Source organism: Frankia alni ACN14a, assembly GCF_000058485.1.
In the GTDB taxonomy this organism is placed as follows: domain Bacteria; phylum Actinomycetota; class Actinomycetes; order Frankiales; family Frankiaceae; genus Frankia; species Frankia alni.
Window position 1 is genome coordinate 1912072 of the sequence record NC_008278.1, and the last position, 25832, is coordinate 1937903.

Consider the following 25832-nt stretch of genomic DNA (forward strand, 5'->3'; position numbering starts at 1 on the left):
CAGGTTGGTACCTTCCGCGCGTGTCTGAGACCACGGCGGGGCAGCCACGGACGGTGGGGTCGGCGCCGGTGTCGCCGGGCGTCCCCGAACCGGCTCCCGCGCCCGGCGGGGCCCCCGCGTCCGCGGTGGAGGTCGGGCCCGCGGCGCAGGTCGTGTCGGCGGTGGCGGCTGAACCCGGCGAAGAACCGGTGCGTGCCCGGCTCGGGCGACCGCGACGCTGGTACCTCGGGCTGGCGGCGATCTGCCTGATCGGCCTCGGGATCCGGCTGTTCTACCTGTTTCACTGGCTGCATCCGGCGGCGGTCCAGGGTGATCCGTTCTACTACCACGAGGCGGCGAACCTCTTCGCCGACGGCCGCGGCTGGCCCGACCCGTACGAGCTGCGTCTGTCCGGGCGCTACGTCGCCGACGCCCAGCACCCCCCGCTGACCAGCCTCCTGCTGGCCGTCCCGTCGGTGCTGGGCTTCACCAGCTTCCTGTCCCACCAGCTCTTCTCCTGCCTGCTGGGGGTCGGCGCGATCGTGCTGGTCGCCCTCGCCGGGCGCCGGGTGGCCGGCCCCGCCACCGGCCTGGTGGCCGGCGGGATTGCGGCGGTCTACCCCGGCATGTGGCTCAACGACCCGCTGGTGATGTCCGAGACGACGGGCATTCTCACCTGCGCCTGGATCATCCTGGCCGCCTACCGCTTCGTCGACCGTCGAGGGTTCGCCGAGGCCGGCTGGCTCGGGCTGGCGCTGGCGGCGGTGATGCTAGCGCGGGCCGAACTGGCGCTGCTGGCCCTGGTGCTCGTCGTGCCGCTCGTCGCGACGGCCCCCGGCGTCGCCTGGCGTCGCCGCGCCGCACTGCTGGCCGTGGCGGCCGTGACGAGCGTCGCCGGCATCGCGCCCTGGGCCGCCTACAACCTGGCGCGGTTCCACGAGCCGGAGTACCTGTCCACCGGCCTCGGCTCCACCCTGGCCGTCACCCACTGCCCGGCGACGTACTCCGGGCGCGACCTGGGTTGGTGGTCGTTCGACTGCGTGCTGGCGCTCCCGCCACCGCCCGTGGAACGTTCCGAGCGCGACGCCTTCTACCGCCACGCCGCCTTCGACTACATCCGCGATCACTCCGACCGGCTGCCCACGGTGGCCGCCGCCCGCCTCGGCCGCACCTGGGGCGTCTACCACCCGTGGCAGCAGGTCCGCCTCGACACGATCGAGCTGCGGCCGCTGAGCCTGAGCCGGCTCGGGATGGTGACGCTGTGGGTGCTGGAGGTGGCCGCGGTCGGCGGGGTGGTCGTGCTGCGCCGCCGCCGAACCCCGCTGCTGCCCCTGCTCGCGGTGCCCGTGACGCTGAGCCTGGCGACGGTGGTGGTCTACGGCACCACCCGCTTCCGGGCCGCCGCGGAGCCCGCGGTGGTGCTGCTCGCGGCGGTCGCGATCACGGCCGCCGCCGGCCGGCTCGCCGGGCCGGCGCGTTCCCGGGTCAGGCGGATCGCGGGCGGGCGGCCGATGCGATCCGAAACCGACCAGGGTTACCCGACCTGACTACGCCAGCGGGTGGAAAAGGCCGATATGTTCGGGGTGTGCTAGCTCCATAATCCGCCGTGCTGGTACGTTTTCCAGCGTGCCGGACATTGCGTATCTCGTGGCAGACACGCGGTGACCGACCCCGTCCGCCCCCTTCCGGTCGTCGTCACCGTCGTGTCCGCCGCCGGTTCGGCCGGTTCGGCCGGTTCCGCCGGTTCGGCCGGTTCCGCCGGCTCGGCCGGTTCGGCCGGTTCGGCCGCCATCCCCGATCCGCGCCGTCCTCCCGGCACCCGCCCGCCCAAGGTCGTCTTTCCGGGTTTCGACGGTCTGCGCGCGATCGCCGCGCTGCTCGTCGTCGTGGTGCACACATCGTTCCCGGCGGGGTTCACCACCAGCAGCGGGCTCGGTCCCTACACCGCGCGTGGTGAGGCCGGGGTCGCGGTGTTCTTCCTGATCTCGGGATTCCTGCTCTACCGCCCGTTCGTCGCGGCCCGGCTCGCGGACGTTCCCGCCGCCACCGCGCCGGGTTACCTGGTGCGGCGGTTCCTGCGGATCGTCCCCCTCTACTGGGTGGCGCTCGCCGTCACCCTCAACGTCGTCAGCGACGACCGGGTGGGCGTGCACGGGCTCGCCGGGATCTTCCAGACCGCGTTCTTTCTGCAGGGCTACCAGGATCACTGGGCCATCCAGGGCCTCACCCAGGCCTGGACGCTCGATATCGAGGTCGCGTTCTACCTCGCCGTGCCCGTCTACGCCTGGCTGCTCGGCCGGCGTCGCCGCTCGCCCGCGGCCCAGGTCCGGGTGGAACTGACCGCGCTGGCGGTGACCTTCCTGGCCGCGAAGGTCGTCCATTTCCTCGTCATCCCGAGCACGGCGGCCTGGATGTCCGGCTGGAACGCCTGGCTGCCCGTCTGGTGGGACCTGTTCGCCATGGGGATGGCGCTCGCGGTGGTCTCCGCTCGGTACGCCCAGCTCGGCCGTCAGCCCCGCTGGGCGAGCCTGCCCGGCTCGGGAACGGCCTGCTGGGCCGTGGCGGCGGTGATCTACTGGGTGGCGAGCCGGCACGCCGGCCTGCCGCTGGTGCCGATCTTCGATCCGGACCGGGCGCAGGACCTGAACCGGCACCTGCTGTACGGGCTGTTCGGGTTCTTCCTGCTGCTGCCGGCCGTCTTCGGGCGCCAGGACCGCGGTGCGGTGCGGCCGTTGCTGGCCAGCCGGCCGCTGGCGTTCCTCGGGGCGATCTCGTACGGCATCTACCTGTGGCACTCCACCGTCATCGACCTCGTGCTGGAACACAGCGGCTGGCGACTGTGGAAGATTCCCTACGGGCCGTTCCTGGGGGTCGTCGTCGTGCTGACGGTGGCCGTCGCGACCGCGACGCACCACCTCGTCGAGCGGCCCTGCATCCGGCTGTCCCACGGCTGGGCCCGGCGCGCGGACGCCTGGGTGGCGCGCCGCCGCGGGCGGGTGGCTCCGGGCGTGGGCACCGCGCCCGGCGGCGTTGCGCACCCGCAGGGCCCGACCGGTGGGTTCCCGGCGGTGGTGCCGGGGGCCCGGACGGCGGTCGCGGTCGCCGGCGTGCCCGGGGATAGCCCGACAGTGCCACTGACGACCGGGTCGTCCGGCCGCCCTGGCGGGCGACAGCGGCCGGCGGGGGTGGGCGCGGCGGAGGCCGACGCGCGGGAGACCGCGGATGGCTGGGTGCCGCGGGCCTGGCGTGGACAGCCCGGCGTCGCGTCCCGTACGGACCGCCCGGCCCGGCCCGACCTGGCCCGGACCGACCCGGTCCGGTCCGGTCCCGACTCGCCGGCACGGCACGACCCGGACCGGCCGGTGCGGCCCGGTTCCGACCGGCTGGTGCGGCCCATCGCCGACCGGCCCGGGCGGCCCGGTGCCGACCAGACGGCACGGCCCGATCCCGACCGGCCGATCCACTCCGGCCCGGACGAGCCGGAGTGGATCGGCCCCGGCGGGCGCCCGGGGTCGGGCGGCGCCGAGCGCGGCCCGGCCGGCCGGGCCTGACCAGTCACCCGACCTCGCATCCGCCGTCCCGGCGCCCCGCGTCCGGGGAGGGCACCGCGAACTTTCCGCCTCCGCATGACCTCGTTGCCAGATCGCCCCATGTGCCGATTTTGCGATGATTTTTCCTTTGATCCTGCCGTGCTGTGTGCGCCCGTCCGGGGGAGTGGGTGCGGCGGAGATCGGCTCGCCGCGCGGACGGCGGACGGGCTGGCCGCGGCCGTCGTCCGCGAGCGTGGCGGGGCGGCAGCAGATAGCTACATATTGCCGGCTTGTGTCTGCGTAGCGTGACCGCAGTCCCGGCTCGGGAGCGTCCGTGCGCCGGCTCCCGTTGACCACTCCGGACACCCATCCCTAGACTTGGGTCTGTGCACGAGGGTCCGTGGGTCTCAGACCGAGCGGATCCACTCGAGCGTCGCTATCGGTTCTGACAGTTTCTTCGTTTTCTGGCGTTGTCTCTGTCCCTCGGTCCCGGCGGTTCGATCCGGCCCTCGCGCGGACGACCACCCCTAGTCGGAGCCGACCCCTTGACGAGCACCACCGACGTACGACCCGTGGAGACCGTGACCACCGCGCACAGCCCGACCACACCACAGGTAGCGGTCAACGACATCGGCTCGGCCGAAGACTTCCTTGCGGCAGTCGACAAGACGATCAAGTTCTTCAACGATGGGGACATCGTCGACGGCATCATCGTCAAGGTTGATCGCGACGAGGTCCTGCTCGACATCGGTTACAAGACCGAGGGCGTGATCCCGTCCCGAGAGCTGTCGATCAAGCACGATGTCGACCCGCACGAGGTCGTGAGTGTCGGCGACCACGTCGAGGCCCTTGTCCTCCAGAAGGAGGACAAAGAAGGCCGCCTGATCCTGTCCAAGAAGCGCGCCCAGTACGAGCGCGCCTGGGGCACGATCGAGAAGCTGAAGGACGAGGACGGCGTCGTCACCGGCACCGTCATCGAGGTTGTCAAGGGTGGTCTCATCCTCGACATCGGCCTCCGTGGCTTCCTGCCGGCTTCCCTCGTGGAGATGCGCCGAGTCCGCGACCTGCAGCCCTACGTGGGGCGCGAGCTCGAAGCGAAGATCATCGAGCTCGACAAGAACCGTAACAACGTTGTGCTCTCGCGGCGGGCATGGCTGGAGCAGACCCAGAGTGAGGTCCGCTCCGAGTTCCTCGCCCAGCTGGCCAAGGGTCAGATCCGCAAGGGCGTCGTCAGCTCGATCGTCAACTTCGGTGCCTTCGTGGACCTGGGTGGCGTCGACGGGCTGGTGCACGTCTCGGAGCTGTCCTGGAAGCACATCGATCACCCGTCCGAGGTGGTCGAGGTCGGCCAGGAGGTCACCGTCGAGGTTCTCGACGTCGACCTGGACCGCGAGCGGGTCTCGCTGTCGCTGAAGGCGACGCAGGAAGACCCGTGGCGTCAGTTCGCCCGTACGCACGCGATCGGCCAGGTCGTGCCCGGCCGGGTCACGAAGCTGGTGCCGTTCGGTGCGTTCGTCCGCGTGGACGAGGGCATTGAGGGTCTGGTCCACATCTCCGAGCTCGCCGAGCGGCACGTGGAGATTCCGGAGCAGGTCGTCAACGTCGGTGACGAGATCCTCGTCAAGGTGATCGACATCGACCTCGACCGGCGCCGGATCAGCCTGTCGCTCAAGCAGGCGAACGAGGCGTCGGGGCTGGCCGTCGACGGCGAGGCGTTCGACCCGAGCCAGTACGGCATGGAAGCCAAGTACGACGAGCAGGGCAACTACGTCTACCCCGAGGGCTTCGACCCGGAGACCGGGGAGTGGCTGGAAGGCTACGAGGAGCAGCAGGCGGAGTGGGAGCGGCAGTACGCCGAGGCCCAGGCCCGCTTCGAGGCGCACCAGGTCCAGATCCGGGCCGCGCAGGAGGCGGACGCTGCGGCGGCCGCACCCTCCTCCTACACCTCCTCCCAGTCCGACCAGCCCGCGTCGGCTATCGACGAGGAAGCGCTGCGTCGCCTGCGGGAGCAGTTCGGCCGGGAGTAGACGACCCAGCCGCGTACGTGACAGCGGGGCCCGAGGGAATCTTCCTCGGGCCCCGCTGTCGTGTTCTGTCCGCAGGAGAAGGGGCGGTCAGCGCTGGGCGCGGGCCACCGCGGGGTCGACGTGGTCCGGCCGCAGCAGGATCGGGACCTCGTCGCGGATCTCGTACCGGTGGCCGAGCCGCGGGTTGACCAGCCAGCCGTCGACCAGCTCCAGCGGCCCCTTGTCGACCGGGCAGGCAAGGATCTTCAGCAGGTCGGGTTCGATGCTCATGTGGGGCGTTCCTGTTCGTTCGTGGCCGTCGGTCGCTGCCGTCGGTCGCTGCCGTCGGACCCCCTGAGCATCCCAGACGGCCGCTCCCGCCGAAACGGCGCACGATTATGCACCCGGCATGGTGACATAATGCCATCGGGCGGAGTAGCGTCAGGATTGTTCAGCGGCCGAACCATCGGCCGTGAGGATCGCCGATCACCCGTCACGAGAGTCAGGTTCACCATGACTGTCCACGATTTCACCGTCGACACCCCCGACGGCAGCAGCCGCTCGCTGGGCGACTACGCCGGCCAGACGCTTCTGATCGTCAATGTTGCCAGCAAGTGCGGCCTGACGCCGCAGTACGAGGGGCTCGAGTCGATCTACCAGGAGCTGCACGGCCGCGGCCTGGAGATCCTCGGCTTCCCGTGCAACCAGTTCGGTGGCCAGGAGCCGGGCACCGACGAGGAGATCCAGAACTTCTGCTCGACCAACTACAACGTCACCTTCCCGGTGCTGAGCAAGGTCGAGGTGAACGGCGACGGCGCCGCGCCGCTGTTCAAGTACCTGCGCGCCGAGGCGCCCGGGGACTTCGGGCCCGAGTCCGGCTTCCTCTACGAGCACGTCTCGAAGACCCGGCCCGAGGCGATCGGCACCGACGAGGTCAAGTGGAACTTCACCAAGTTCCTCGTCGACGGCGAGGGTAACGTCGTGCGCCGCTACGAGCCGACGGTCACCCCCGAGGAGATCCGCAAGGACCTCGACGCCGTGCTGGCGTAGCGTCTCGGGGGCCCCGCTCACCGGCGTGTCCGGCCGGTGAGCGGTCGTCCGGGGCGCCTCTGCGCGTGCCACGCTTTCGCCCGGGGAGGCCCGGCGGGCCGGTGCCGGTCAGGTGCGATCGAGCTGGGCCGCGAGGTACACGATGTCCTCGGTGTTGCCGCTGGCGAGGATCGCGTGCACCTCGCGGTAGGCCGCGCGGAACTCGGCGAGGACCGCGCTGACGCCCGCCGCGTCGACCGGTTCGCCGATCTCGACGGCGGCGTTGGCCAGCCGGCGGATGCCCCGGCTGGCCCGCTGCGCGGTGAGCAGGTGGAATGCGATCTCGTCCAGGCGGGCGGGGTCGGTGTCACTCATGGCGGCCTTCCATTCCTTCGAGTTCGTGCGCAGGTCGGGCCGCGGGGATCAGGCGAGGACGGCCTCGGCCCGGTGGTCGTCGGCCGGCAGGAGTCCGGTCACCGTGGCGGTGACCTCGACCGACAGCAGAGTGGCGATGCCGCCCAGGACCGCGGCGAACGCGGTGTCGGCGGCGTCCCGGCCGGTGGCGATCCGAACCAGGCCGTCGCGCGGAACCCGCCGGGTCGGGTCGTGGACGTGCCAGGCGCCGTCGGTCCAGGCCTCGAAGACGGCGTGAAAGTCCATCGGGGTCAGCCCGGGCGCGTAGACCGCGGTGAACCTGGCCGGTATCCCCAGCGCCCGGCACAGGGTGACGCCCAGGTGCGCGAAGTCGCGGCACACCCCCTGCCCGGTCAGCAGGGTGTCCTCGGCGGTGTCGTGGACCGTGCTGGCGCCGGCGACATAGCCGATCCGGTGGTGGATCCAGTCCACGACGGCGTCGACCCGGCGCCGGCCCTGGGGCAGGGCGGCGAACTCGGCCACGGCGAGTCCGACGACATGGTCCGACGGGCAGTAGCGGCTCGGGCGCAGGTAGGTCAGCCGTTGCAGGTCGAGCGGTTCCTCGCCCGTTGCCGTTGCCGTTGCCGTTGCCGTAGCCGTAGCCGTTCCCGGGCGCGGGGCGAGGTGTGGGCGGTCGAGGTGCGCCCGATAGGACGCGGTGAACAGGCCGGGGGCTGCCCGCAGGAGGTGAATCCGCCCGCCGTGGGGCGCGGCCAGCTCGACCTGCGGGGCGAGGGGGGCGCCGTCGACCGCCAGGTCCAGGCGTTCCTCGTGCATGCGGCCGCCGCGCGCGGCGGGGGCGATCTGCAACGCGATGTCGGCGGGCTCCTGGACGTCGAAGGCCAGGTCACAGGTCACCACCCGGCCCGTGCCGGTGAGCCGGCCCGGATCGTCAGCGCCGGCCGGCCAGGATGTCTCCCGGCCGCTCGACGCGGTGGTGTCGCCCGCCATGCGCGTGGTCAGGGCGACGCCACGAGCGCCACGGCCGACGACTCCGGCGCCGCGACACCGGTCGGTGCGTCGCGGGTCGGTGCGTCGTCGGTCGGTGCGTCCTCGTCCGCCTGAGCCTCGGCGTGGGTCGGTCCGTCGTTCTTCGCCGGCGCCTCGGCGCCGGCCTGCCGCAGGATCTCGCCGGGCGAGCCGGTCAACGCGCCGGCAGCGGCCGCCCGCAGCAGCACCCGGGCCGGCCCGGCCGCAGCCTCGGGCGGGATCACCAGCAGGCGCAGCCTGGGCAGGCCACCGTCGCTGCCTGCGGTGACCACCCGCCGATCGAGGGTTCGGAACCAGTCCACCCGGGCCCGGGGCAGCCCCGACCCTCCGGCCAGGCTCGGAATCGCCGTCCAGGCGTCGCCGTTCACGCAGACCCGGCGGACGCTTTCGTCGGCGCCCGCCAGCGCGGTGAGAAGGCCGGGCAGCTCGTCGGTGAGGCGCATCGTCCGCGGCCACCAGCCGCCGTCGAAGGAGCCCTCGCCGCGGTCCGGGGACAACGTCAGGCGGGGCGCGGCCCCGGCCACCCCACCCCCGGCGTCCGCGCCGCCCGGCTCGGCGGGCGATGCGGTGGCCGGAGGTGCCGCGGGACGCGGGACCGAGGACTGGGACGGAGCGCCACCGTCGTCATCGAACCGGGCGATGTCGACGCGGTCGGCGGGAGGGATGTGCTGGCTCGTCGTCATGACGGCCGCCTTACTCCGATGACGATGACCATCGGATGGCTGCGACCGGTGGCTGGGTCGGCCTGCTGGTCGACGCTCGCGATAGACCCGGTCAACAGCCATTCTACGCCCGGCGACCACACCGGCCCGGCACAACCGAGGTCATCGAGCCGTCTGCTCCTCGCCGCGGACGCCGGCCCGACCGCTGTCAGGGCCGGCTCCGGCGGTCTCGGCCAGCGCGACGTCGAGGCGGCCCGGGGACAGCGCGAACGTCTTCTCGGTGCTGGTCGAGTCCAGTACGCAGGGCCGCTCGTACAGGTAGAGCATCTCCACCACCTCGGCGGTCACCGGGTCGGCGGCGCCGGCCGCGGCGAGTTCCGCCGCGGTCAGCCGGACCAGCTCCGGCTCCAGAGCCTGGGCGGCGCCGGGGGCGCCGGCGGCGCCGGGGGAGGCGGCGGTGTCGGGGAACCTGGCGGCCACGAGCCGCCGGGACAGCTCACGCACCGACAGCGGCACGCTCGGCGCGTGCCAGGTCCGTCCCCAGGCGCGGTCATCCTGGCTGATCGCGACGAGGGCGCGGGCGACGTCGCCGACGTAGGCCCAGCTGTGGGCGGCGTCGAGGTCCCCGGGGAAGGCGGCGGGCGCACCGGCGAGGATCTTCGGGGTGACCAGCTGGTTGTAGAGCGAGTAGGCGCCGGCGCCGAGGAAGTCCGCCGCGCGCACCTCGCTCGCCCGGATCCGGCCGGCGCGGTGGGCGGCCAGGGCGTCGTGCCACATCGCGGCCCGCACCCGCCCCTTGACCGTGATCGGTGCCAGTGGCTGGTCCTCGGTGATCGGCCCGTCGACCGGGCCGTAGCCGTAGGTGTTGCCGAGCATGACGTAGGCGGCGCCGGTGCGCTCGGCGGCCGCCAGCAGCGCGGCGGCCAGCGGCGGGAACAGCGCCGGCCACCGGTCGTAGGCGGGCGCGGCGCAGCCGAACAGGGTTCGTGCGCCGGTGGTCAGCTCGGTCAGCCGGTCGGCGTCGGTGGCGTCGGCCGCCACCAGGTCGATCCCCGGACGGTGGGGGCCGCGGCCCCCACGGCTCACCAGCCTGACCTGATCCCCCGCGTCGGCGAGCAGGTGGGCGGTGGCGACGCCGGTCGCGCCGGCCCCGACGATCACGTGCAGGGTCATCGCTGGCTCCTCGTGGTTGGGCGCCCGGTGTGGACCGGGCTCGTCGGGATCACCCTCGTCGGGCCCGCGCCTGCGCGGCAGCCCTTCGGGCGCCAGATGTCCGGAGGTTCCCGCCATGATCGGATCGGGCCGCGCTGCCGCAGCGATGATGGGAGGCATGCCCGCGGCGATCACCACCCCCGGCACCCCCGGCCCGCCTGGCCCGTCCGGCCCGTCCGGCCCGTCCGGCCCGTCCGGCCCGTCCGGCTCGCCGCACCGGGTCGCGGTGATCGCCGTGCCGCCGGTGACGATGTTCGACCTGTCCATCCCCCAGCTCGTCCTCGGCGCCACGTTCGTCGAGGACCGGCCCGGCTACGAGGTGGCCGTCTGCGCGGCCGACCCCGGGCCGGTCGCCGTCGAGGGGGACGGCGGGGGGATGGGCCTCACCGTCAGCCGGGGGCTCGACGCCGTCGCCTGCGCGGACACCGTCATCGTCACCGGCACGGGTGCCCGGGTCGACGCCGATCCGCGGGTGCTGGTGGCGCTGCGGGCGGCGGCGGCCGCCGGCCGCCGGATCGCCTCGATCTGCACCGGCGCGTTCGTCCTGGCCCAGGCCGGCCTGCTCGACGGCCGGCAGGCGACCACGTACTGGGTGCAGGCCGGGGCGTTGAGCAGCCGCTTCCCCGCCGTCGACGTCCGCGCGGACGTGCTGTTCGTCGAGGACGGCCAGATCGTGACCTCGGCCGGGCTCGCCGCGGGCATCGACCTGTGCCTGCACCTGGTGCGCAGCGACTACGGCAGCGCGGTCGCGAACGCGGCGGCCCGCCTCGCGGTGGCGGCCCCCGCGCGCGCCGGCGACCAGAACCAACTCATCCCGACCCCGCTGCCCGGCCTGGACGGGACCGGCCTGGCCCGCACCCGGGACTGGGCGCTGGCGCGCCTCGACGAGCCGCTCACCCTCGCCGACCTCGCCGCGCACGCGCACGTCAGCGAGCGGACGCTCGGGCGGCGCTTCCGCGCCCAGACGGGCCTCAGCCCGCTGCAGTGGCTGCTGCACAAGCGCATCGAGCGGGCCCGCGAGCTGCTGGAGACCACCGACCTGCCGATGGACCACGTCGCCCGGCGAAGCGGGCTGGGCTCGGCGGACTCGTTGCGCCAGCACCTGCTGCGCCGCACCGGACTCACCCCGACCGCCTACCGGGCGGCCTTCGCCCGTCCCCGCGACGGCGTTGCCTGACGGTCCCGCTCCGCCTCACCTCGCCGCTCACCTCGCCGCTCACCTCGCCGCTCACCTCGCGGTTCACCGTTCACTTCGCCGCACACCTGGTCGCTCACCTGGTCGGCACCGGGAGCATCGCGGCCGCGCGGTCGCCGACGCGCACCGCGGCGACGAGGACGACCGCGCCGGCGACCGAGAGCAGCGTCCGGACGTGGTTCCAGGCCGTCCAGTCGCCCGCGTAGCGCAGCCAGGACCCGTCGGCGCCGGCGGCGGTCGGGTCCACCCGGGCGAGGGCGTCGTTGTGGGGCACGTGGTAGGCGATCGTGAGCAGCACCCCGAACAGGTAGAGCGCAGCCCCGGCCAGGCGGTACCAGGCCCCCGGCTCGTCCGGATCACGCACCGACGCGACGCCGAGCACGACGCACGCGGCGGCCGTGCCGAACATGACCAGCATGAGGGCGGCGGTCGGGGCCTGCCGGTTGACGCTCTGCATCGCGGCGAGGCCCTGGTCGGGCGGCAGCTGGCGCAGTGCGGTCATCACGAAGGCGGAGAAGGCGAAGAACACCCCGCCGACGACCGCCGCCCCGACGGCGGTGATCAACGTGAGCGTGGGCAGAACCCTGGAGGTCATGTGCGCCGTCCTGTCTGGCCGGGCCGGAAGCTGTCGTGATCCAGTGAAACGCGCGTGATCGGGACGAGCCATGGCCCGGACGCTCGGCTGCATACGCGAGCGTCCATCGATCCGGTGCGGTGCGGGCCGGACCGCCGTTACGATCTCCCGCATGGACGCGATCGCCGGGTTGCTCGACGGCCCCCGGGCGCGCGGCGCCTTCCTGCTGCGCCTGACCATGAGCCCGCCCTGGTCGATGCGCATCCAGGACGAGGCGCCGCTGGCCATCGTCGCGATCGTGCGCGGGCATGCCTGGGTGGTCCCCGACGACCGGCCCGCGGTGCGCCTGGGCGCCGGGGACGTCATCGTCATCCGCGGGCCCGAGCCGTACCGGGTGGCCGACGACCCGGCGACCCCGACCCAGATCGTCATTCATCCCGGCCAGGTCTGCACCACCCCGTCGGGGGAGCGCCTGGACCTGGCCATGAAGCTCGGGTCACGCGCCTGGGGTAACAGCCCCGACGGCGCGGCCGAGCTGGTGACCGGCGTCTACCAGTTGCGCACCGAGGTCAGCCGCCGGCTGCTCACCGCGCTGCCGGCGCTCGCCGTGGTCCGGGCCGGCGACTGGGACTCCCCGCTCGTGGACCTGCTCGCCCGCGAGATCGGCCGGGACGATCCCGGCCAGGAGATCGTGCTGGACCGGTTGCTCGACCTGCTCGTCGTCGCGGTCGTGCGCACCTGGTTCGCCCGGGCCGAGGGGGCCGCCCCGGCGTGGTGGCGGGCGAACGACGACCCGGTCGTGGGCCCGGCGCTGCGCCTGGTGCACCACACGCCCCAGCACCCGTGGACGGTCGCGGAGCTGGCCGCCGCCTGCGGGGCCTCCCGGGCCGCCTTCGCCCGCCGGTTCACCGACCTCGTCGGCGAGCCCCCGATCGCCTACCTGACCGGCTGGCGCCTGGCGCTGGCCGCCGACCTGCTGCGCGAACCGGACGCCTCCGTCGGATCGGTGGCCCGCCGGGTCGGCTACGGCAGCCCCTTCGCGCTGAGCACCGCCTTCCGCCGCCACTTCGGCGTCAGCCCCCGCGAGCACCGCGCACGGTGAGCAGGCCGCCGGGGCGGGGGCTCGGTGCGAGACCGTTAGGGTTGCTGTCAAGGGTTCGACATCGGGATGTGGTGGGACTGTGGTTGATCGCCGGGACTGGATGACCAGGGCCGCGGACGAAGCGATCGAGCGGGCGCAGCAGCGCCCCGGGGGCGCAAAGGTCGTCTGCGCGTCGGGGATCAGCCCGTCGGGGCCCATTCACCTCGGCAACCTGCGAGAGATCCTCGTCCCGCATCTCGTCGCCGAGGAGATCCGCTCGCGCGGAGTGCCCTGTGAGCACATCCTGTCCTGGGACGACTACGACCGGCTGCGCAAGGTGCCCGCCGGGGTGCCCGCGGACTTCGCCGAGCACGTCGGCCGGCCGCTGACGGCCGTTCCCGATCCGTGGGGCGAGTTCCCGAGCTGGGCGGAGCGGTTCAAGGCTCCGTTCCGCGACGCGTTGCGTCGCCTCGGCATCGAGGTGCGCGAGATCAGCCAGACCGAGATGTACCGCTCGGGCGCCTACGCCGACGGCATCGCCCGGGCGATCGCCGCCGCCCCCACCATCGACGGCATCCTCGGCCGTTACCGCACGCTGCAGCCGTCGCCTACCGCGGCACCCGCCGGCTCCGGCCCGGATGGTTCTGGGCTGGATGGCTCGGGGCCGAGGGCCTCCGGCGCCGGTGGTTCCGGTCCCGGCGGCCGGGCCGGGCGCGGCGGGCGGCGGGCAGGCGCGGCGCCGGGTGGGGCCGACGACGTTCCCCCGGCGGACGTCGACGTCGCCGCCGACGAGGGGGCCGCCGACGACGAGGGTTCGGCGTCGGCGTCGGCCTACTTCCCGTTCCGGCCCTACTGCGAGGTCTGCGGCCGTGACACGACGGTGGTGGCGTCCTTCGACCCGGCGGCCGGCCAGGGCGACTACTCCTGCTCCGCGTGCGGCAACCACGGCCGGTTCGACGTGCGGGGGCCGGCGAACGGCAAGCTGGTGTGGAAGGTCGACTGGCCGATGCGCTGGGCCTTCGAGAACGTCGCCTTCGAGGCCGGCGGGGTCGACCACTCCTCGCCCGGGTCGAGCTTCACCGTCGGGGGCAGCATCGTCCGCGAGGTGTTCGGCGGCGAGCCGCCGGTGTACCTGCCGTACTCCTTCGTCGGGGTCCGCGGGCGGGCCAAGCTCTCCGGTTCGGCGGGCGGCGCCCCCACCCCGGCGGACGCGCTGCACATCCTGGAGCCGGCGATCGTGCGCTGGATCTACGCCCGGCGCCGGCCGAACCAGGCCATCACCGTCGACTTCGGGGCGGAGGTGCTGCGCGTCTACGACGAGTGGGACGCGCTGAACCGGCGGGTCGGCGACGGCGCGGCCGAGCCCGCGGAGAACACCGTGGTGGCGCGCTCGCGGGGAACCGTCGAGGGCGGCCCGGTCGACGCGCCGCGCACGGTGTTCCCGTTCCGCCTGCTGTCGTCGATCTGCGACATCACCGCCGACGACCCGACCCAGATCCTGCGGATCCTGCGTCAGGCTCGCGGCAGCGACGCGGCCGGCGGGAGCGGCGCCGACGCCGCCGGGCAGGCGCCGTTCTCGCTCGACGACCTCCAGCCACGGCTGGACGCCGCCCGCGCCTGGACCCGCGAGCACGTGCCCGCGGAGCAGCGCACCATCGTGCGGACCGAGCCGGACCGGGCGGCGCTGGCCGGGCTGAGCGCCGACGAGACCAAGGCCCTCGCCATCCTCGTCGACGGCCTCGAGGAGGACTGGTCGCTGGACGGGCTCACCACGCTGACCTACGCCGTGCCCAAGCTGCTGCGCGGGCTGCCCGCCGACGCACCCGCCACCACCGAGCTCAAGCAGGCCCAGCGTGCGTTCTTCGTCCTGATCTACCGCCTGTTGGTCGGCCGCGACACCGGCCCGCGCCTGCCCACCCTGCTGCTGGCGGTCGGCCCCGAGCGCATCCGAACCCTGCTCGCCGCCACCGCCGAGTAGCGCGCCTGCTGGACATCGCGCAGATCGAGGATGTCCTCCGCCACCGGTTCCGAGCGCGGGGCGCGCACGGGGACGCGTCCTCGCCGTGGGGCGGAGGGTCGCCGTGGGGCGGAGGGTCGCCGCGAGAGTAGCCGAGGTATCAACCGGGGGCCTGGCGCCGGGGACTGCGTGGTTCAGCCGGCGCCGGGCGAGGCGGGGCCGAACAACCGCAGGTAACGCTTCGACGACTTGGGATTCAGATCCGGCTTGTACAGCGAGGAGCGGACGTTCTTCGCCTCGGAGTTGTTGTAGTACGCCTCGTATGCGAGGTGTTCGGCATTGGCGGCGAACGTCTCGTACATCTTCTGGACGTAGAAGGGGTTGTCGCCGCCGCCGCCCTCCGACCGGACCACCCCCCACTCCGGGACGGCGAACTTCTTACCGTGATCACGGGCGAACTGGATCACCGTGCACAGTCCGGACCGCTGGTGACACTGCCGGTCCCAGCTCTTCTCGCTGACCGACGTGGGGAAGAAGTCGTAGGAGTCGATGCTGACGACGTCGACGTACTGGTCACCGGGATAGGCGTCCCACACGTCCCGCCCGCTGCCGGGCAGCTTGTCGGTGTGGGCGTTCATGTTCCAGTCGATCTGCACGGCCGGCGCGGTCGAGCGCAGCGCGGTCACGGTCCGGCGAAAGCACGCCTTCCAGGTCTCGACATTGCGCACGTGCCAGTACATGTAATCGCCGTTGAACTCCCAGCCGAGCCGGATGTAGGCGTCCGCGCGGCCGAACTTCGTCAGCGTCGCGCCGAACGTCCGCCAGTAGTTGTCGTAGGCACCGCTCGCGCAGGCCGCCTCGTTGCCGTCGCGGGGGAACGGCGGCTGCGCGATCGACAGCTCACCCGGGAACTTGTCCCGGGTGAAGGCCGCCGTCGGCCAGTCCGCCGAAACCATGTTGTACCAGTCCTTGCGTTCGGTGAAGACGATCGCGAGGCCGACCTTGCGGCCGGTGAACGCACCCCAGGCGTTGACGTCGGCGGGATAGTTGCCGTTGGCGCCGGACACCCAGTGCACCCCGACGGGGCCGGGAGTGGGTTTCGACGAACCGGAGCACGCCGCGAGCCCGGCGGTCAGCAGCACTGTGACCAGCAGCAGCGACAGCGCGACCAGCCGCGAGCGGCGTCCCGCCCTCACGCTACGGAGGGCCTGCGGAGAACCGGCGCCGCGGTGGGCGAGGCCTCGCCGGCACCCGGTGCCGGCAACTGATCGGCCGCCGCCAGCGGCGACAGCCCGGCGGCCGGCGACGCGGAGGTGGCCGCTGCGCCCGTGGGAACGGCCCGCGAGGTGATGCCGGACACCAGAACGCCCGGCACGGTCGTGCCCGCGGCCGTCCCGCCCGTCGCGGCAGCCGGCGTCGGCCCTCCCGCGGTGGTCGGCTTTCCGTTCGCCCCGGCGGTGTTCGGCCGCGCGCCCGCCGAGGAGGTCGCCCGCGCCTGGGCCGTCTGTGCCTGGTGCAGTTGAGCTGGCTGTGCCTGCGCCGGCTGTGCCTGGGCCGGCTGTGCCTGGGCCGGCTGTGCCGGGCTCGGTTGCGTCGGGTCAGCGCTGCGGGACTGCAGCCAGGCCAGGACGCCGTCGGCCTCCGCCGGCCAGTCGTGGCCGGGGACGAGTGCGGCGCCCAGCTCCATGTGCGTGGCCAGGGAGGGCGCGGGGACGAGCAGGGTTCGCCGCCGTCGTTCGGGTCGGGCCAGCGCCACCGCGTTCAGGGTGGCCCGCAGCCCGGTCAGCGCCGCCCGGCGGGCGATCCGCGCGGCGACCGTCGAGGGCGCCACCAGCGGTGGCTCACCGCCCAGTTCCGGCAGCCGGAAGGGCTGGAAACCCTGCAGTGTCAGGCACGTCGCGCGGTCGAAGGCGCCACCGACGAAGGGGATCGAGCGCAGCAGCAGCTCGTCCTCGACGAGGGTGCCGACGCGCAGGCCGAAGGTGCTGGTGGTGGTCGCGGTGCGAGCCCAGGTCACCCCCCCGATCACCGGGGCGTGCTCGTGGATGCCGCCGTCGTCGGTGACCTGCGGGCGTCGCCGGGTGGAGGTGGCGGACAGCCGCGAGGTGCCGTACAGCGTGAAGTATTCGACGTCCGGACGGGCGGCGGCGGCGGTGACCAGGGCGGAGAGCGAGTTCTCCGTGTACAGATAGTCGTCTTCCGCGAGCCAGACGAGATCGTCGGCTGCCCAGCGGCGAAGCCTGGGCATGCGAAGGACGTGGCGATACGACGCGCGATTACTGCCGCACGTGACCGGGACGATCTCGCCGGCCTCTTCCATCATCGAAAGGCGATCCGCCGGCATCGGACCATCGTTGACGAAGACGATCCTCGTCGGGATCTCGACTTTCTCGACGGCGCGCAGGAGGGACGCGAGCGCCAGCCGCTTGCTGTAGAAGGCCGGTCGGTTCTTCGCGTTCTCCGAACCAACGGATCGATACAGGATGCGCAGAATCATCTCAACCCCCCCGCCTGGCCCGGGTCCAGGCGGCATTCACCGGAACGGTCTCGACGCCGGTCGAGATCCTACCTATATGGTCGCCGCCCCCCGACGGGCCGGCCGTGATCGGAGAACTTTCCTGACCCTGGTCGGCGGGGCCGGACACGATGCGGCTCATCCAGGCTCGATCGATCCGGCCGGCCCCGATCCGGCCGACTCCGATCCCGCCGGCCCCGATCCGGCCGACTCCGATGCGGCCCGAGCCGCACCGGTCGGCTCCGTTCCGGTCGGCTCCGTTCCGGTTGACTCCGCTCCGACTGACCCCGCTCCGACTGACCCCGCCGCCGCGATGCTCGTGGTGCCGTCCTGTTCCATGTCGCGGGCGACCCGGCGGACCAGCAGGAACCAGAACGGCACCGTGATCCAGAACGCCGCGATGTAGCCGACGACCGCCCCGGACGCCCCGCCGAGCTCCAGCCCGATGATCGGGTAGAGCAGCAGCTGTGGGGCCAGGATCGCGTTGGCGCGGAAGGTGAGTTTGGCCTGCCCCATCGCGTAGAGCATGCAGGCCGGTCCCACCGTCGCCGCCGGCCCCGTCTGCTGGATGATCGACAGCGCCAGCAGATGGTGGGTCTGCCCCCAGGTGTCGCCGAGCAGGGAGTGACCGATGCTCGTCGGCAGGAACAGGAAGATCGTTCCCCAGATCACGCCGACGGCGACGATCACTCCCGACAGAGCGTAGGCGGCCCGCAGCCGCTCCCCTGCCGACATGTCCTTGCGGCGAGAGAATTCCGGGACGGCCCAGCTCACGATCCCTACGGCGAGGATCGTCGTCGGTCCGAGCAGGGTCTGCACCCCGCGCAGCGCGCCGACGAGGTCGATCGCTCCCAGGGTGCCGAGCAGCAGCGTCGACGCCTGCTGAGCGCCCTGGACGGTGAGGTACTCCGCACTCATGTAGCCGTTGATGTCACGATGCTCGGCGATCCAGGACCGGACCTGGTTCGTCGCGGGCCGGAAGCCGGCCTGGTAGATCCCGATGACGGCCGCGACGGCCGCCGCCCCGCCCCAGGCCAGCAGCATCGCCCACGAGGTCGACACATCGCGGACGATCAGCAGGAAGATGGCTGCGAACTGGACGATCGCCCAGACTCCGTCGTTGGCCGCGGCGGCCGCCGGTCGACCCTCGGCGAAGAACACCTGCCGCCAGGCATCCTGGAGCAGCAGGGCCGGGAACACCAGGCCCATCGCGATCAGAGAGTTGCCGACGCCGCCGCCGAGCGCGAGGCCGACGACCAGCGTCACCGCCCCGGAGAGCAGTCCGATGACGAAGGCCGTGCCGGTGCCCGCGGCACCCGCCGCCCGGAACACCCGGGGCGACACGTCCGCGAACTTGATGCCCAGGGGCGCGGTGCCTGCGGCCTTCGAGAAGCCGATCATGAGGGAGAAGATCGCGAACGCCACGCCGAACGCGCCGAACTCCGACGAGCTCACGCTGCGGGCGATGATGAACGACATCACGGCGTTCGTGCCGCTGGAGAGCACCTGGTCGACGAGGGTCCAGATCGCCCGGGACCGGCTCGATCCGCGGGTCGTCCGTTCGACCCGGTGCCGCCCGCCCACGCCGACGTCCTCGCTGAGGTCCGCGAGGCCGTAGTCGACCGGTTCGGGACGGTGGTCCGCGTCGGCCGTCCCGGCGGGCGCGTACACCGTCCCGCCGACCGCTCCGCCCGCGCCGGCACCGCCGCGGCCGTCGATCGCCGGATCCAGCCGGTTGAGGCCGCCGAGGAAGAACTCACCGGTCATCGTGCCGGACATCGGGATCAGGCCCTCGGCCGTGGGCGCGTGGGTGGGACGGAAGGTGTCCGCCCCGGGCACCCGACGCACGCGCAGCCCACGGATGATCTGTGTCCGCTCGTGGTCGAACGGTTCGACCCGACGCGCCGGGTCCGGCGCGGCCCCGCCGCGCTCACGTGCACCGCGCTCGCCCCCGCCGCGCTCGCCCCGTCCGAAGCCGTTGCCGTAGCCGAACTCGCGGCCGTGGCCGTATCCGTGCCCTTGGCGGTGGCCGGTGGCGGCCTCCGACTCCTCGAGGCGCCCGCGCCGCGGCCCGCTCTCGGTGACCCGACCGCGATCGGCGCTCTGGCTGTGGTCGTTGTGCTGGCGATGGTCCCCGGTCCGCTGGGTCCGGCCGATGGGATACAGGGCCGGATCCCGGTCACGTTCGCGGCCACGGTGGCGTTCTCGACCGGGGCCGGGGCCCTCGGCGGGACCGCCATCGTGCCGGGCCGAGCCGTCGTCATGCCGGGCCGCAGCCGCGCCGCGCCGGACCGGACCGTCGCCGCGCCGAGCCGGACCGTCGCCGCGCCCGGCGACGCCGTCGCCGCGCCGGGCCGGGCCGTCGTGCTGCCGGGCGGAGCCGTCGTCCCGAGCGGCCCGGCGTTCGCGTTCGGCCCGGCGGGCCTCGGCCACCTCGGGCATGCCGAGACGGCGGCGCAACGCGGCCAGCTCGGTCGTCGACGTGAACTCCGCCGGGCCCGCCGGACCCGCTGAACTGGACGGGAGCGGCGGGGCGGAGGGCTGCTGCTCTGTCCTCCGCTGTTGCTCTGTTCTCCGCTGTTGCTCTGTCCGCCGGTGCTGGTCTGCGGACCGTTCCCCGTCTGTCGGCTGCGTCTGGCCGGCGGACGGGTCCTGACCAGCGGGCAGATCCTGCTGGGTGAGCCGGTCCTGGTCGCGGGGCGCGGTGCTCGGGTCCGAAGGGGGCGCGTCCGAGCGGCGCGGGCGCGGCGCGGTGAGGTGCTGGGTCGCCTGCGTGGTCGCGGGACCCGGCTCGACGCGGGTCACCGGGGGTCGCCCGCCCGGCCGCCCCGGCAGGCGGGTGGCCGGCGGGCCACCCTGATCGTCGTCGGATGGGAATCCGTGGCCGGACTCATCCATCCACCGCCGACCGTCCTCTCATGCCGCATCAGCCCGACCTTGACCGGCGCATCTCGCCGGGGGCCACCGGAGCTCGTGCCCGGCGAGCCCCGCAGGGGCCCGCCGCGGCGCCGCACGCCCGGCAGCCAGCAGGTCGATGGTAGCCCGATATGGGTGGCTCGCCCGGGCCGGGCGGGCTGGATGTGCCTTACCCGACCGCTGCCACGTCCGACCGATACGGCCTACCACACCGGGGTTGCGGCGAGTGGAGGCGGTCTCGCCGCCCGGTGCCTGCCTGGCCGGCGACCGGCGAGCTCCGCCCGCATCCCTCCGCATCGACGACGGCGCCGCACCTCGCGGACGACGGTGACGATCGTAACAACCAGGGATGGGACGGCAGGGTGTGGACGGCGTCGTCCCGCTGTCCGCCCTGGATCTACGGGTGCCGGCGGCGCAGGGTCACCGCGGCGAGGCCGAGGGTGGCCAGCGTGCAGCCGGTGACGATCAGGATGTCGCGGGACAGCCATCGGTCGACGTGCCGCGAGGTCGACAGCCGGGCCATGGCGTCGACGACGTACGTCATCGGCATGACGGTGCTGATCGCGTCGAGCGCCGGCAGCATGCCGTGCCGCGGCACGAGGATGCCGCACAGCATGAACTGCGGGATCAGCGCGGCCGGGATGAGCTGCACGGCTTCGAACTCGGTGCGGGCGAACACGCTCATCCAGAGGCCGAGCGCGGTGCCGAGGAAGGAGCTGAGGATGGCCGCCACGAAAAGCATGGGGGCCGATCCCCGCACGGTCAGGCCGAGCGCGCCGACGGTCAGCGCGGTGGCGAACGCGGCCTGGGCCGCGGCGAGCACGGCGAACGCCAACCCGTAGCCGACGAGCAGGTCCCCGCGGCCGACCGGGCTGGTCAGCAGCCGCTCCAGGGTGCCGGACGTGCGCTCGCGCAGCATCGCGACGGAGGTGACGAAGAACATCGTCATGAGTGGGAAGATCCCGAGTAGCGCGGGGCCCACTCGGTTGAAGGTGTCGGGGGACCGGTGGAACAGCAGGCGCAACGTCAACAGCAGCACCGGCGGCAGCAACAGGACCAGGGCGAGGGTGCGGTGGTCGCGGCCGAGCTGGCGCAGCACCCGCGCGGCCGTGGCCCCGGTACGCAACCCGTCGATGGCCCTGCGGCGCGGGCAGGGCGCGACGCCGGGGGGATGATCCGCCGCGCGGGGCGCGGCGCGGGTCGGCGGCGCGGTCGCGGCGCTCGGCGCCTCGGCGGCGCTCCCGGTGGGGATGGCCGGCGCTGGTCGGGCCCGCGGACCGGTCCGGTCGCCGCCCTCGACCGGCCGGTTCGGCGCCTCGACGAGGCGCAGGAAGCCCTCCTCCAGATCGCCGCAGTCGGTGGCGGCGAGCAGGTCCGCCGGGGTGCCCTGCGCCAGCAGCCTGCCCTGGTAGAGCAGCAGCAGGCGGTCACAGCGGATCGCCTCGTCCATCACGTGCGAGCTGACCAGGATCGTCGTGCCGCGCTCGGCGAGCTGGCGGAAGTCGGCCCACAGCCGCCGGCGCAGCAGGGGGTCGGCCCCGACGGTGGGTTCGTCGAGGACGAGCAGGTCGGTGCCGCCGATCATCGCGACGGCCAGCGACACCCGCGAGCGCTGGCCGCCCGAGAGGTGGTCGACCAGCCGGGGCGCCTGCTCGGTGAGGCCGACGTGGGCCAGCAGCGCGTCGAGATAGCCGGGCGCGCGGGTCGGGTCGTCGGGGTCGTCGGCCTGGGCGAGCGCGGCGAAGTAGCGCAGGTTCTCCCGCACGGTCAGGTCGCCGTACACCGACGCGGCCTGGGTGGCGTAGCCGACCCGCCGGCGTAGGCAGGCGTCGCCGGCAGCGTGGCCGAGAACGCGCAGGTCCCCGTCGACGCTGCTCTGCACCCCGACGATCGCCCGCATCAGCGTGGTCTTGCCGCCGCCGCTCGGCCCGATCACCCCGGTCACGCTGCCGCGGGGCACGGTGAACGTGACGCCGTGGATGACTACATGACCTCCGCGTCCGCGCCGGTGGGCCCCGCGCCGGATCCGCACGTCGGTCGCGGCGACCGCCGCCACGTCCATATGCGCGCCGGGCGGGGCGCGCCGAGCGGCGGCGCCGGCCGCGTTGGTCACGCTCGGTGTCGTTTCCGGTCCTGGGGGCACCCACCGCATCCTGCCAAGCCCGTGCCCCGATCCGGGCGACCGTGCGTCCGGGCGAGTTCCGCGGCGTCCCCACGCGCCCGCGTCGCGTCCGGCCGTCGGATGTTTGGCGGCGTGCGGTGGCGGCACCCCCAGGGGCGGACGGGTCGAGCTGTCGACAAGCAGAAGCCGAGGTGAGAATGATGTCGTTCGTCGGGTACGCGCTGTCCTGCGAGGAGCACGGCGCCCGGGCGTTGGTCGAGCAGGCCCAGGCGGCCGAACAGGCCGGCTTCGACGGTCTGTGGATCTCCGACCACTTCCACCCCTGGAACGACGCGCAGGGGCAGGCACCGTTCGTCTGGTCGGTCATCGGCGCCATCGCGCAGGTCACCGAGCATGTTCCGCTGACCACCGCGGTGACCTGCCCGACCGTGCGGATCCATCCGGCGATCATCGCCCAGGCCGCGGCGACCTCCGCGACGATGCTGCCCGGCCGCTTCCAGCTCGGCGTGGGTTCCGGGGAGGCGCTCAACGAGCACGTGCTCGGCGACGGCTGGCCGGCCACCGAGGTCCGCCTGGAGATGCTGGAGGAGGCCGTCGCCGTCATCCGCGAGCTGTGGCGCGGCGGGACGGTCAACCACCGCGGCCGGCACTACACCGTCGACCGGGCGCGGCTGTACTCGCTGCCGGCCGAGCCGCCGCCGGTGTACGTCTCCGGGTTCGGCCCGGCCGCGGTCCGCCTGGCGGCGCGCATCGGCGACGGCTACTGCGGGGTCGCTCCGGACGCCGACCTGCTGCACCTGTTCGACGAGGCGGGCGGCGCCGACCGGCCCAAGCAGGGCTCGCTGAAGGTCTGCTGGGCCGAGGACGAGGCCGACGCCCGCAAGACCGTCCACGCGCTGTGGCCGAACAGCGCGCTGCCGGGCGAACTGTCCCAGGAGCTGCCCACGCCGACGCACTTCGAGCAGGCCAGCGCGCTCGTCACGGAGGAGATGGCCGCGGCGTCGGCGGTCTGCGGGCCGGACGTCGAGCGGCACGTCCGCGCGATCCAGGAGTACTTCGACGCCGGCTACACCGAGGTCTTCGTGACCCAGATCGGCTCCGACCAGTCCGGCTTCTTCGACTTCTACCGCCGCGAGATCCTCCCCCGCTTCCGCTGAGCGGAGCGGCTCTGCCCGCCAGCGGCAGGCTCAGCGGTGGTGGACGTCGCGACGGTGGTCGATGTCCACGACCGCCACAGTCCTGGCTGCGTCGTCAACGCGGTAGATGATCCGATAGGTGCCGCGGCGGGCGCTGAACCGATCGTCCAGCGGCGGCATCAGCCGTTTCCCCACGCGGTGGGGCGCCTGCACGAGCGGACTGGTGATGAACTCGTAGGCCGCTGCGGCAACCGCCTGGGGCAGGCGTTCGCCGCTCAACGGCAAGCGGGACATGGCCCTGATCAGCCGGTGCCCTCATGAGGGTGGGCGGAAATGAGGGTGGGCGGAATGAGGGTGGCCGGTCAGGGGATCAGGTGGCGCAGGTAGCGCTCGGGGCCGTTGAGGTACTGGCGCCAGTTCGCGACGAGGTCGAGGTCGTCCCAGGTGGTCCTGCGCAGGCCGTGTGCGCCGACCTCGACGATGTCGGCGCCGGGCGTCGCGGCGAGGATCGGGGAGTGGGTGGCGCAGACGATCTGCGCTCCGGTCGTCCCCAGTTCGTGCAGCAGGGCGACCAGGTGCAGGTTGGCCGTGAAGGACAGGGCAGCCTCGGGCTCGTCGAGGACGTAGAACCCGGGGGCGTCGAACATCGACCGGAGGATGGCGAGGAAACCCTCGCCATGGCTCATCCTGCGGGTGTCTTCCTCCCAGTAGCCGGGCACGCCGGCGAGGTTCTCGGTCAGGGTGAACGCCGTCTCCGCCCGCAGGAAGAAGCCCTTCTTCCGGGCGCGCGGGCCGCCGAGCATCCGGGCCCCGGCCGCGGTCACGTCGAGGCGGAGCACCTCGCCGAGCGGGGTCTTCTCCGGGTTCGGCCGGCCGCGGCGGGTGCCGAGCCGGCCTCCGTGGGAATCCAGTCCGAAGCCCTCGGCGATCGCCTCCACCAGCGTCGACTTGCCCGACCCGTTGTCGCCCACCAGAAACGTCACCGGTCGGGTCAGCGCCAGCCCGCCGTCGAGGATGGCGGCGACGGCCGGCACGGTGAACGGCCACCGCCCCCGGCCCTCCGCCTGCGGGGCGAGCCCGTCGGGCACGAAGACGCGGTCCACGAACACGGGCGAGCTCCCCATCGTCGGCGCGACGTCCAGCGGATCGTCCATCGACCCTACGAAGCAGGCCCCAGCCGCCCGCGCCAGTCCGGCCGGCGGGGTTCGATTCCTGTCGGGACCACCACGATGCGTAACAATGCCCTGACCTGGGCAAATAGGTAAAAGCTATGAGAACCACGGAGGCTTCTTCAACGAGTACCGGCGGCTCACCTCCGTGAAGGCGCATGCCGCCCTCGCGCGGCTGGAGGAGCTGCGGGCCGCGGGACGATGGATGGACAGCACCGATCTGGACGGGCCGTTGGCACGGCTTGCCGACCATGCCGATCGGCTCGCCGACGGCGCCGAACTGGCTCCGTTCGGGCTGTGCCACAGCGAGTTACACCCGACCAGCCTGCACGTCCGCGAGGACGGATGGCACCTGCTGGACTGGGCGCGGTCCTTCACCGGCGCAGGCCTTCTCGACCTGGCCTCCTGGCAGGGAACCCAGCAGCCGGCCGATCCGGTGAGCCTGCGACGGCTGATCTGGGCCTACATCAGGACCGGCGGGGCGCCGGAGACATCCCGCCTCCGCGCGGGCCTGCCGGCGGAACAGTGGGCGCTGGGCTGGCACCGGCTGTGGATCATCGTCTGGTACCTGGAACAGGCCACCACATGGATGCCGAACCCGGACCAGGACGCCTTCACCGCCACCGTCATCCGACGGCACCTCCGCGAAGCAGACACCTTCCTGTGGACCCCGTCCCGATGAACGCCGCCATCTGGGAGCGTCACGCCCGCGCCCGCATCGCGGCCGGTGACCTCCACCGGTCGCCCGGTCCTTCTCGCTTCGTCTGGACCTGCAGCGACACAGGCGACCCGGGCCCGGCGCTGCTCGGCGACATCGCCGGACGGCGCGTCGTCGAACTCGGCTGCGGCACCGGCGACAACCTCGCCCACCTCGTCGACCACTGCGGAGCCCGCGGCCTCGGCATCGACGCCGCCCCCTCCCAGATCCGCCGAGCACAGGCCCGCTGGCCACACCTCGATGTTCAGGTCACCGGCGCGGCCCGCTACCTTCTCACCGCGGCAGAACCCATCGACGTCTGCTACTCCGTCTTCGGCGCAGTCGGCCTCACCCCCGCCCTACCCCTGATCGCCCTGATCCGACGCAGGCTCACCCCCGGCGGACTGCTCGCCTTCTCCGTCCGCAGCACCGACCGGCAGCGCGCCACCCCGGCGACACCAGAGGCATGCATCCACTGGCACGCCCACCCCCCAGCGACCTGGACCCGACTGCTGAGCCGTCACGGTTTCGTGGACATCCGCGTCCGCCATGCCGACTCCGACCTGTCACCACACACGCTCATCATCACGGCGCGGGCCGACCCCGACTGGTGACACAACGCCAGCGCCGATGTGGAGGCCCAGGCCG

General features: G+C 73.2%; 23 protein-coding genes. 11 read left to right on the forward strand and 12 right to left on the reverse strand.

All coding sequences use genetic code 11. From position 1 onward, the window contains the following. The first annotated feature begins 188 nt into the window (after nucleotides 1–188). The 3 genes from FRAAL_RS07660 to rpsA all read left to right on the forward strand — a co-directional run bounded on the left by FRAAL_RS07660 (nucleotide 189) and on the right by rpsA (nucleotide 5536). Nucleotides 189–1526 carry an ArnT family glycosyltransferase gene (locus FRAAL_RS07660; RefSeq protein ID WP_011602961.1) on the forward strand — a complete coding sequence of 446 codons (1338 nt, stop codon included), beginning with the start codon at nucleotides 189–191 and terminating at the stop codon, nucleotides 1524–1526. Between the two features lie 114 nt (nucleotides 1527–1640). Next, nucleotides 1641–3530 carry an acyltransferase gene (locus FRAAL_RS07665; RefSeq protein ID WP_011602962.1) on the forward strand — a complete coding sequence of 630 codons (1890 nt, stop codon included), beginning with the start codon at nucleotides 1641–1643 and terminating at the stop codon, nucleotides 3528–3530. Between the two features lie 524 nt (nucleotides 3531–4054). Next, nucleotides 4055–5536 (forward strand): 30S ribosomal protein S1, encoded by a 1482-nt coding sequence (rpsA, locus tag FRAAL_RS07670; protein ID WP_041938992.1) that lies wholly within the window; start codon nucleotides 4055–4057, stop codon nucleotides 5534–5536. Nucleotides 5537–5623: 87 nt separating this feature from the next. Here rpsA and FRAAL_RS07675 read toward each other — a convergent pair whose 3' ends face one another. Then, a complete protein-coding gene (locus FRAAL_RS07675; RefSeq protein ID WP_009739962.1) occupies nucleotides 5624–5806 on the reverse strand; it encodes a Trm112 family protein in 183 nt (60 codons plus the stop codon). Nucleotides 5807–6028: 222 nt separating this feature from the next. Here FRAAL_RS07675 and FRAAL_RS07680 point away from each other — a divergent pair, with 222 nt between their 5' ends. Continuing rightward, a complete protein-coding gene (locus tag FRAAL_RS07680; RefSeq protein WP_011602965.1) occupies nucleotides 6029–6565 on the forward strand; it encodes a glutathione peroxidase in 537 nt (178 codons plus the stop codon). A gap of 108 nt (nucleotides 6566–6673) precedes the next feature. On the opposite strand, the gene FRAAL_RS07685 is transcribed toward FRAAL_RS07680, so the two are convergent. From FRAAL_RS07685 to FRAAL_RS07700, 4 genes are all read right to left on the reverse strand, one after another. Continuing rightward, nucleotides 6674–6919, reverse strand: coding sequence for a hypothetical protein (locus FRAAL_RS07685; protein WP_011602966.1), 246 nt, complete (start codon nucleotides 6917–6919; stop codon nucleotides 6674–6676). Nucleotides 6920–6967: 48 nt separating this feature from the next. Beyond that, on the reverse strand, nucleotides 6968–7909 hold the full coding sequence (locus FRAAL_RS07690; RefSeq protein ID WP_083866729.1) for a transglutaminase-like domain-containing protein: 942 nt from the start codon (nucleotides 7907–7909) through the stop codon (nucleotides 6968–6970). Between the two features lie 8 nt (nucleotides 7910–7917). Next, a complete protein-coding gene (locus tag FRAAL_RS07695) occupies nucleotides 7918–8631 on the reverse strand; it encodes a DUF5994 family protein (protein ID WP_050997042.1) in 714 nt (237 codons plus the stop codon). Nucleotides 8632–8772: 141 nt separating this feature from the next. Further along, the gene (locus tag FRAAL_RS07700) at nucleotides 8773–9783 is read right to left on the reverse strand and encodes an NAD-dependent epimerase/dehydratase family protein (RefSeq protein WP_050997334.1); all 1011 of its coding nucleotides are present in this window, start codon (nucleotides 9781–9783) and stop codon (nucleotides 8773–8775) included. Between the two features lie 157 nt (nucleotides 9784–9940). Here FRAAL_RS07700 and FRAAL_RS07705 point away from each other — a divergent pair, with 157 nt between their 5' ends. Further along, on the forward strand, nucleotides 9941–10999 hold the full coding sequence (locus tag FRAAL_RS07705; protein WP_083866730.1) for a GlxA family transcriptional regulator: 1059 nt from the start codon (nucleotides 9941–9943) through the stop codon (nucleotides 10997–10999). Between the two features lie 94 nt (nucleotides 11000–11093). Here FRAAL_RS07705 and FRAAL_RS07710 read toward each other — a convergent pair whose 3' ends face one another. Continuing rightward, the gene (locus FRAAL_RS07710; RefSeq protein WP_041938993.1) at nucleotides 11094–11612 is read right to left on the reverse strand and encodes an anthrone oxygenase family protein; all 519 of its coding nucleotides are present in this window, start codon (nucleotides 11610–11612) and stop codon (nucleotides 11094–11096) included. Between the two features lie 151 nt (nucleotides 11613–11763). Here FRAAL_RS07710 and FRAAL_RS07715 point away from each other — a divergent pair, with 151 nt between their 5' ends. Next, nucleotides 11764–12693, forward strand: coding sequence for an AraC family transcriptional regulator (locus tag FRAAL_RS07715; RefSeq protein WP_011602972.1), 930 nt, complete (start codon nucleotides 11764–11766; stop codon nucleotides 12691–12693). Nucleotides 12694–12793: 100 nt separating this feature from the next. After that, entirely contained in the window at nucleotides 12794–14650 is a 1857-nt protein-coding gene (gene lysS / locus FRAAL_RS07720) for a lysine--tRNA ligase (protein ID WP_050997043.1), read from the forward strand. Nucleotides 14651–14823: 173 nt separating this feature from the next. Here the strand turns inward: lysS and FRAAL_RS07725 are convergent, their stop codons facing one another. The 3 genes from FRAAL_RS07725 to FRAAL_RS34685 all read right to left on the reverse strand — a co-directional run bounded on the left by FRAAL_RS07725 (nucleotide 14824) and on the right by FRAAL_RS34685 (nucleotide 18992). Continuing rightward, nucleotides 14824–15825, reverse strand: coding sequence for a glycoside hydrolase family 26 protein (locus FRAAL_RS07725; protein WP_011602974.1), 1002 nt, complete (start codon nucleotides 15823–15825; stop codon nucleotides 14824–14826). Beyond that, nucleotides 15822–17126, reverse strand: coding sequence for a hypothetical protein (locus tag FRAAL_RS07730; protein WP_231861563.1), 1305 nt, complete (start codon nucleotides 17124–17126; stop codon nucleotides 15822–15824). Before FRAAL_RS07730 ends, FRAAL_RS07725 begins: the two co-directional genes overlap by 4 nt. Before the next feature lie 156 nt (nucleotides 17127–17282). Next, nucleotides 17283–18992: an MATE family efflux transporter gene (locus FRAAL_RS34685; protein WP_231861564.1), complete on the reverse strand. Its 1710-nt coding sequence runs from the start codon at nucleotides 18990–18992 to the stop codon at nucleotides 17283–17285. Nucleotides 18993–19022: 30 nt separating this feature from the next. Here FRAAL_RS34685 and FRAAL_RS34690 point away from each other — a divergent pair, with 30 nt between their 5' ends. Beyond that, nucleotides 19023–19658: a ribosomal eL19 family protein gene (locus FRAAL_RS34690; protein ID WP_231861565.1), complete on the forward strand. Its 636-nt coding sequence runs from the start codon at nucleotides 19023–19025 to the stop codon at nucleotides 19656–19658. Nucleotides 19659–20457: 799 nt separating this feature from the next. Here the strand turns inward: FRAAL_RS34690 and FRAAL_RS30945 are convergent. Then, a complete protein-coding gene (locus tag FRAAL_RS30945; protein WP_011602977.1) occupies nucleotides 20458–22173 on the reverse strand; it encodes an ABC transporter ATP-binding protein/permease in 1716 nt (571 codons plus the stop codon). 206 nt (nucleotides 22174–22379) lie between these two features. Here FRAAL_RS30945 and FRAAL_RS07745 point away from each other — a divergent pair, with 206 nt between their 5' ends. Further along, nucleotides 22380–23339: an LLM class F420-dependent oxidoreductase gene (locus tag FRAAL_RS07745; protein ID WP_231861566.1), complete on the forward strand. Its 960-nt coding sequence runs from the start codon at nucleotides 22380–22382 to the stop codon at nucleotides 23337–23339. A gap of 30 nt (nucleotides 23340–23369) precedes the next feature. Here FRAAL_RS07745 and FRAAL_RS07750 read toward each other — a convergent pair whose 3' ends face one another. Next, nucleotides 23370–23612 (reverse strand): type II toxin-antitoxin system RelE family toxin, encoded by a 243-nt coding sequence (locus tag FRAAL_RS07750; protein ID WP_011602979.1) that lies wholly within the window; start codon nucleotides 23610–23612, stop codon nucleotides 23370–23372. A gap of 68 nt (nucleotides 23613–23680) precedes the next feature. Further along, the gene (locus FRAAL_RS07755) at nucleotides 23681–24472 is read right to left on the reverse strand and encodes an AAA family ATPase (protein WP_011602980.1); all 792 of its coding nucleotides are present in this window, start codon (nucleotides 24470–24472) and stop codon (nucleotides 23681–23683) included. A 163-nt stretch (nucleotides 24473–24635) separates the two neighbouring features. On the opposite strand from FRAAL_RS07755, the gene FRAAL_RS07760 reads away from it, so the two are divergent. Both FRAAL_RS07760 and FRAAL_RS07765 read left to right on the forward strand, forming a co-directional pair. Next, entirely contained in the window at nucleotides 24636–25169 is a 534-nt protein-coding gene (locus FRAAL_RS07760; protein WP_011602981.1) for a phosphotransferase, read from the forward strand. Continuing rightward, nucleotides 25166–25798, forward strand: coding sequence for a class I SAM-dependent methyltransferase (locus FRAAL_RS07765; protein WP_011602982.1), 633 nt, complete (start codon nucleotides 25166–25168; stop codon nucleotides 25796–25798). The genes FRAAL_RS07760 and FRAAL_RS07765 overlap by 4 nt, the downstream gene beginning before the upstream one ends. Nucleotides 25799–25832 lie beyond the last annotated feature (34 nt).

Coding starts and splice junctions, on each gene's coding strand:
- FRAAL_RS07690 (WP_083866729.1), bottom strand. CDS start 7,909: ATGGCGGGCGACACCACCGCGTCGAGCGGCCGGGAGACATCCTGGCCG.
- FRAAL_RS07745 (WP_231861566.1), top strand. CDS start 22,380: ATGATGTCGTTCGTCGGGTACGCGCTGTCCTGCGAGGAGCACGGCGCC.
- lysS (WP_050997043.1), top strand. CDS start 12,794: ATGACCAGGGCCGCGGACGAAGCGATCGAGCGGGCGCAGCAGCGCCCC.
- FRAAL_RS07765 (WP_011602982.1), top strand. CDS start 25,166: ATGAACGCCGCCATCTGGGAGCGTCACGCCCGCGCCCGCATCGCGGCC.
- FRAAL_RS07685 (WP_011602966.1), bottom strand. CDS start 6,919: ATGAGTGACACCGACCCCGCCCGCCTGGACGAGATCGCATTCCACCTG.
- FRAAL_RS07700 (WP_050997334.1), bottom strand. CDS start 9,783: ATGACCCTGCACGTGATCGTCGGGGCCGGCGCGACCGGCGTCGCCACC.
- FRAAL_RS07755 (WP_011602980.1), bottom strand. CDS start 24,472: ATGGACGATCCGCTGGACGTCGCGCCGACGATGGGGAGCTCGCCCGTG.
- FRAAL_RS07730 (WP_231861563.1), bottom strand. CDS start 17,126: ATGATTCTGCGCATCCTGTATCGATCCGTTGGTTCGGAGAACGCGAAG.
- FRAAL_RS07715 (WP_011602972.1), top strand. CDS start 11,764: ATGGACGCGATCGCCGGGTTGCTCGACGGCCCCCGGGCGCGCGGCGCC.
- FRAAL_RS07675 (WP_009739962.1), bottom strand. CDS start 5,806: ATGAGCATCGAACCCGACCTGCTGAAGATCCTTGCCTGCCCGGTCGAC.
- FRAAL_RS07750 (WP_011602979.1), bottom strand. CDS start 23,612: ATGTCCCGCTTGCCGTTGAGCGGCGAACGCCTGCCCCAGGCGGTTGCC.
- FRAAL_RS07680 (WP_011602965.1), top strand. CDS start 6,029: ATGACTGTCCACGATTTCACCGTCGACACCCCCGACGGCAGCAGCCGC.
- FRAAL_RS07710 (WP_041938993.1), bottom strand. CDS start 11,612: ATGACCTCCAGGGTTCTGCCCACGCTCACGTTGATCACCGCCGTCGGG.
- FRAAL_RS07705 (WP_083866730.1), top strand. CDS start 9,941: ATGCCCGCGGCGATCACCACCCCCGGCACCCCCGGCCCGCCTGGCCCG.
- FRAAL_RS07695 (WP_050997042.1), bottom strand. CDS start 8,631: ATGACGACGAGCCAGCACATCCCTCCCGCCGACCGCGTCGACATCGCC.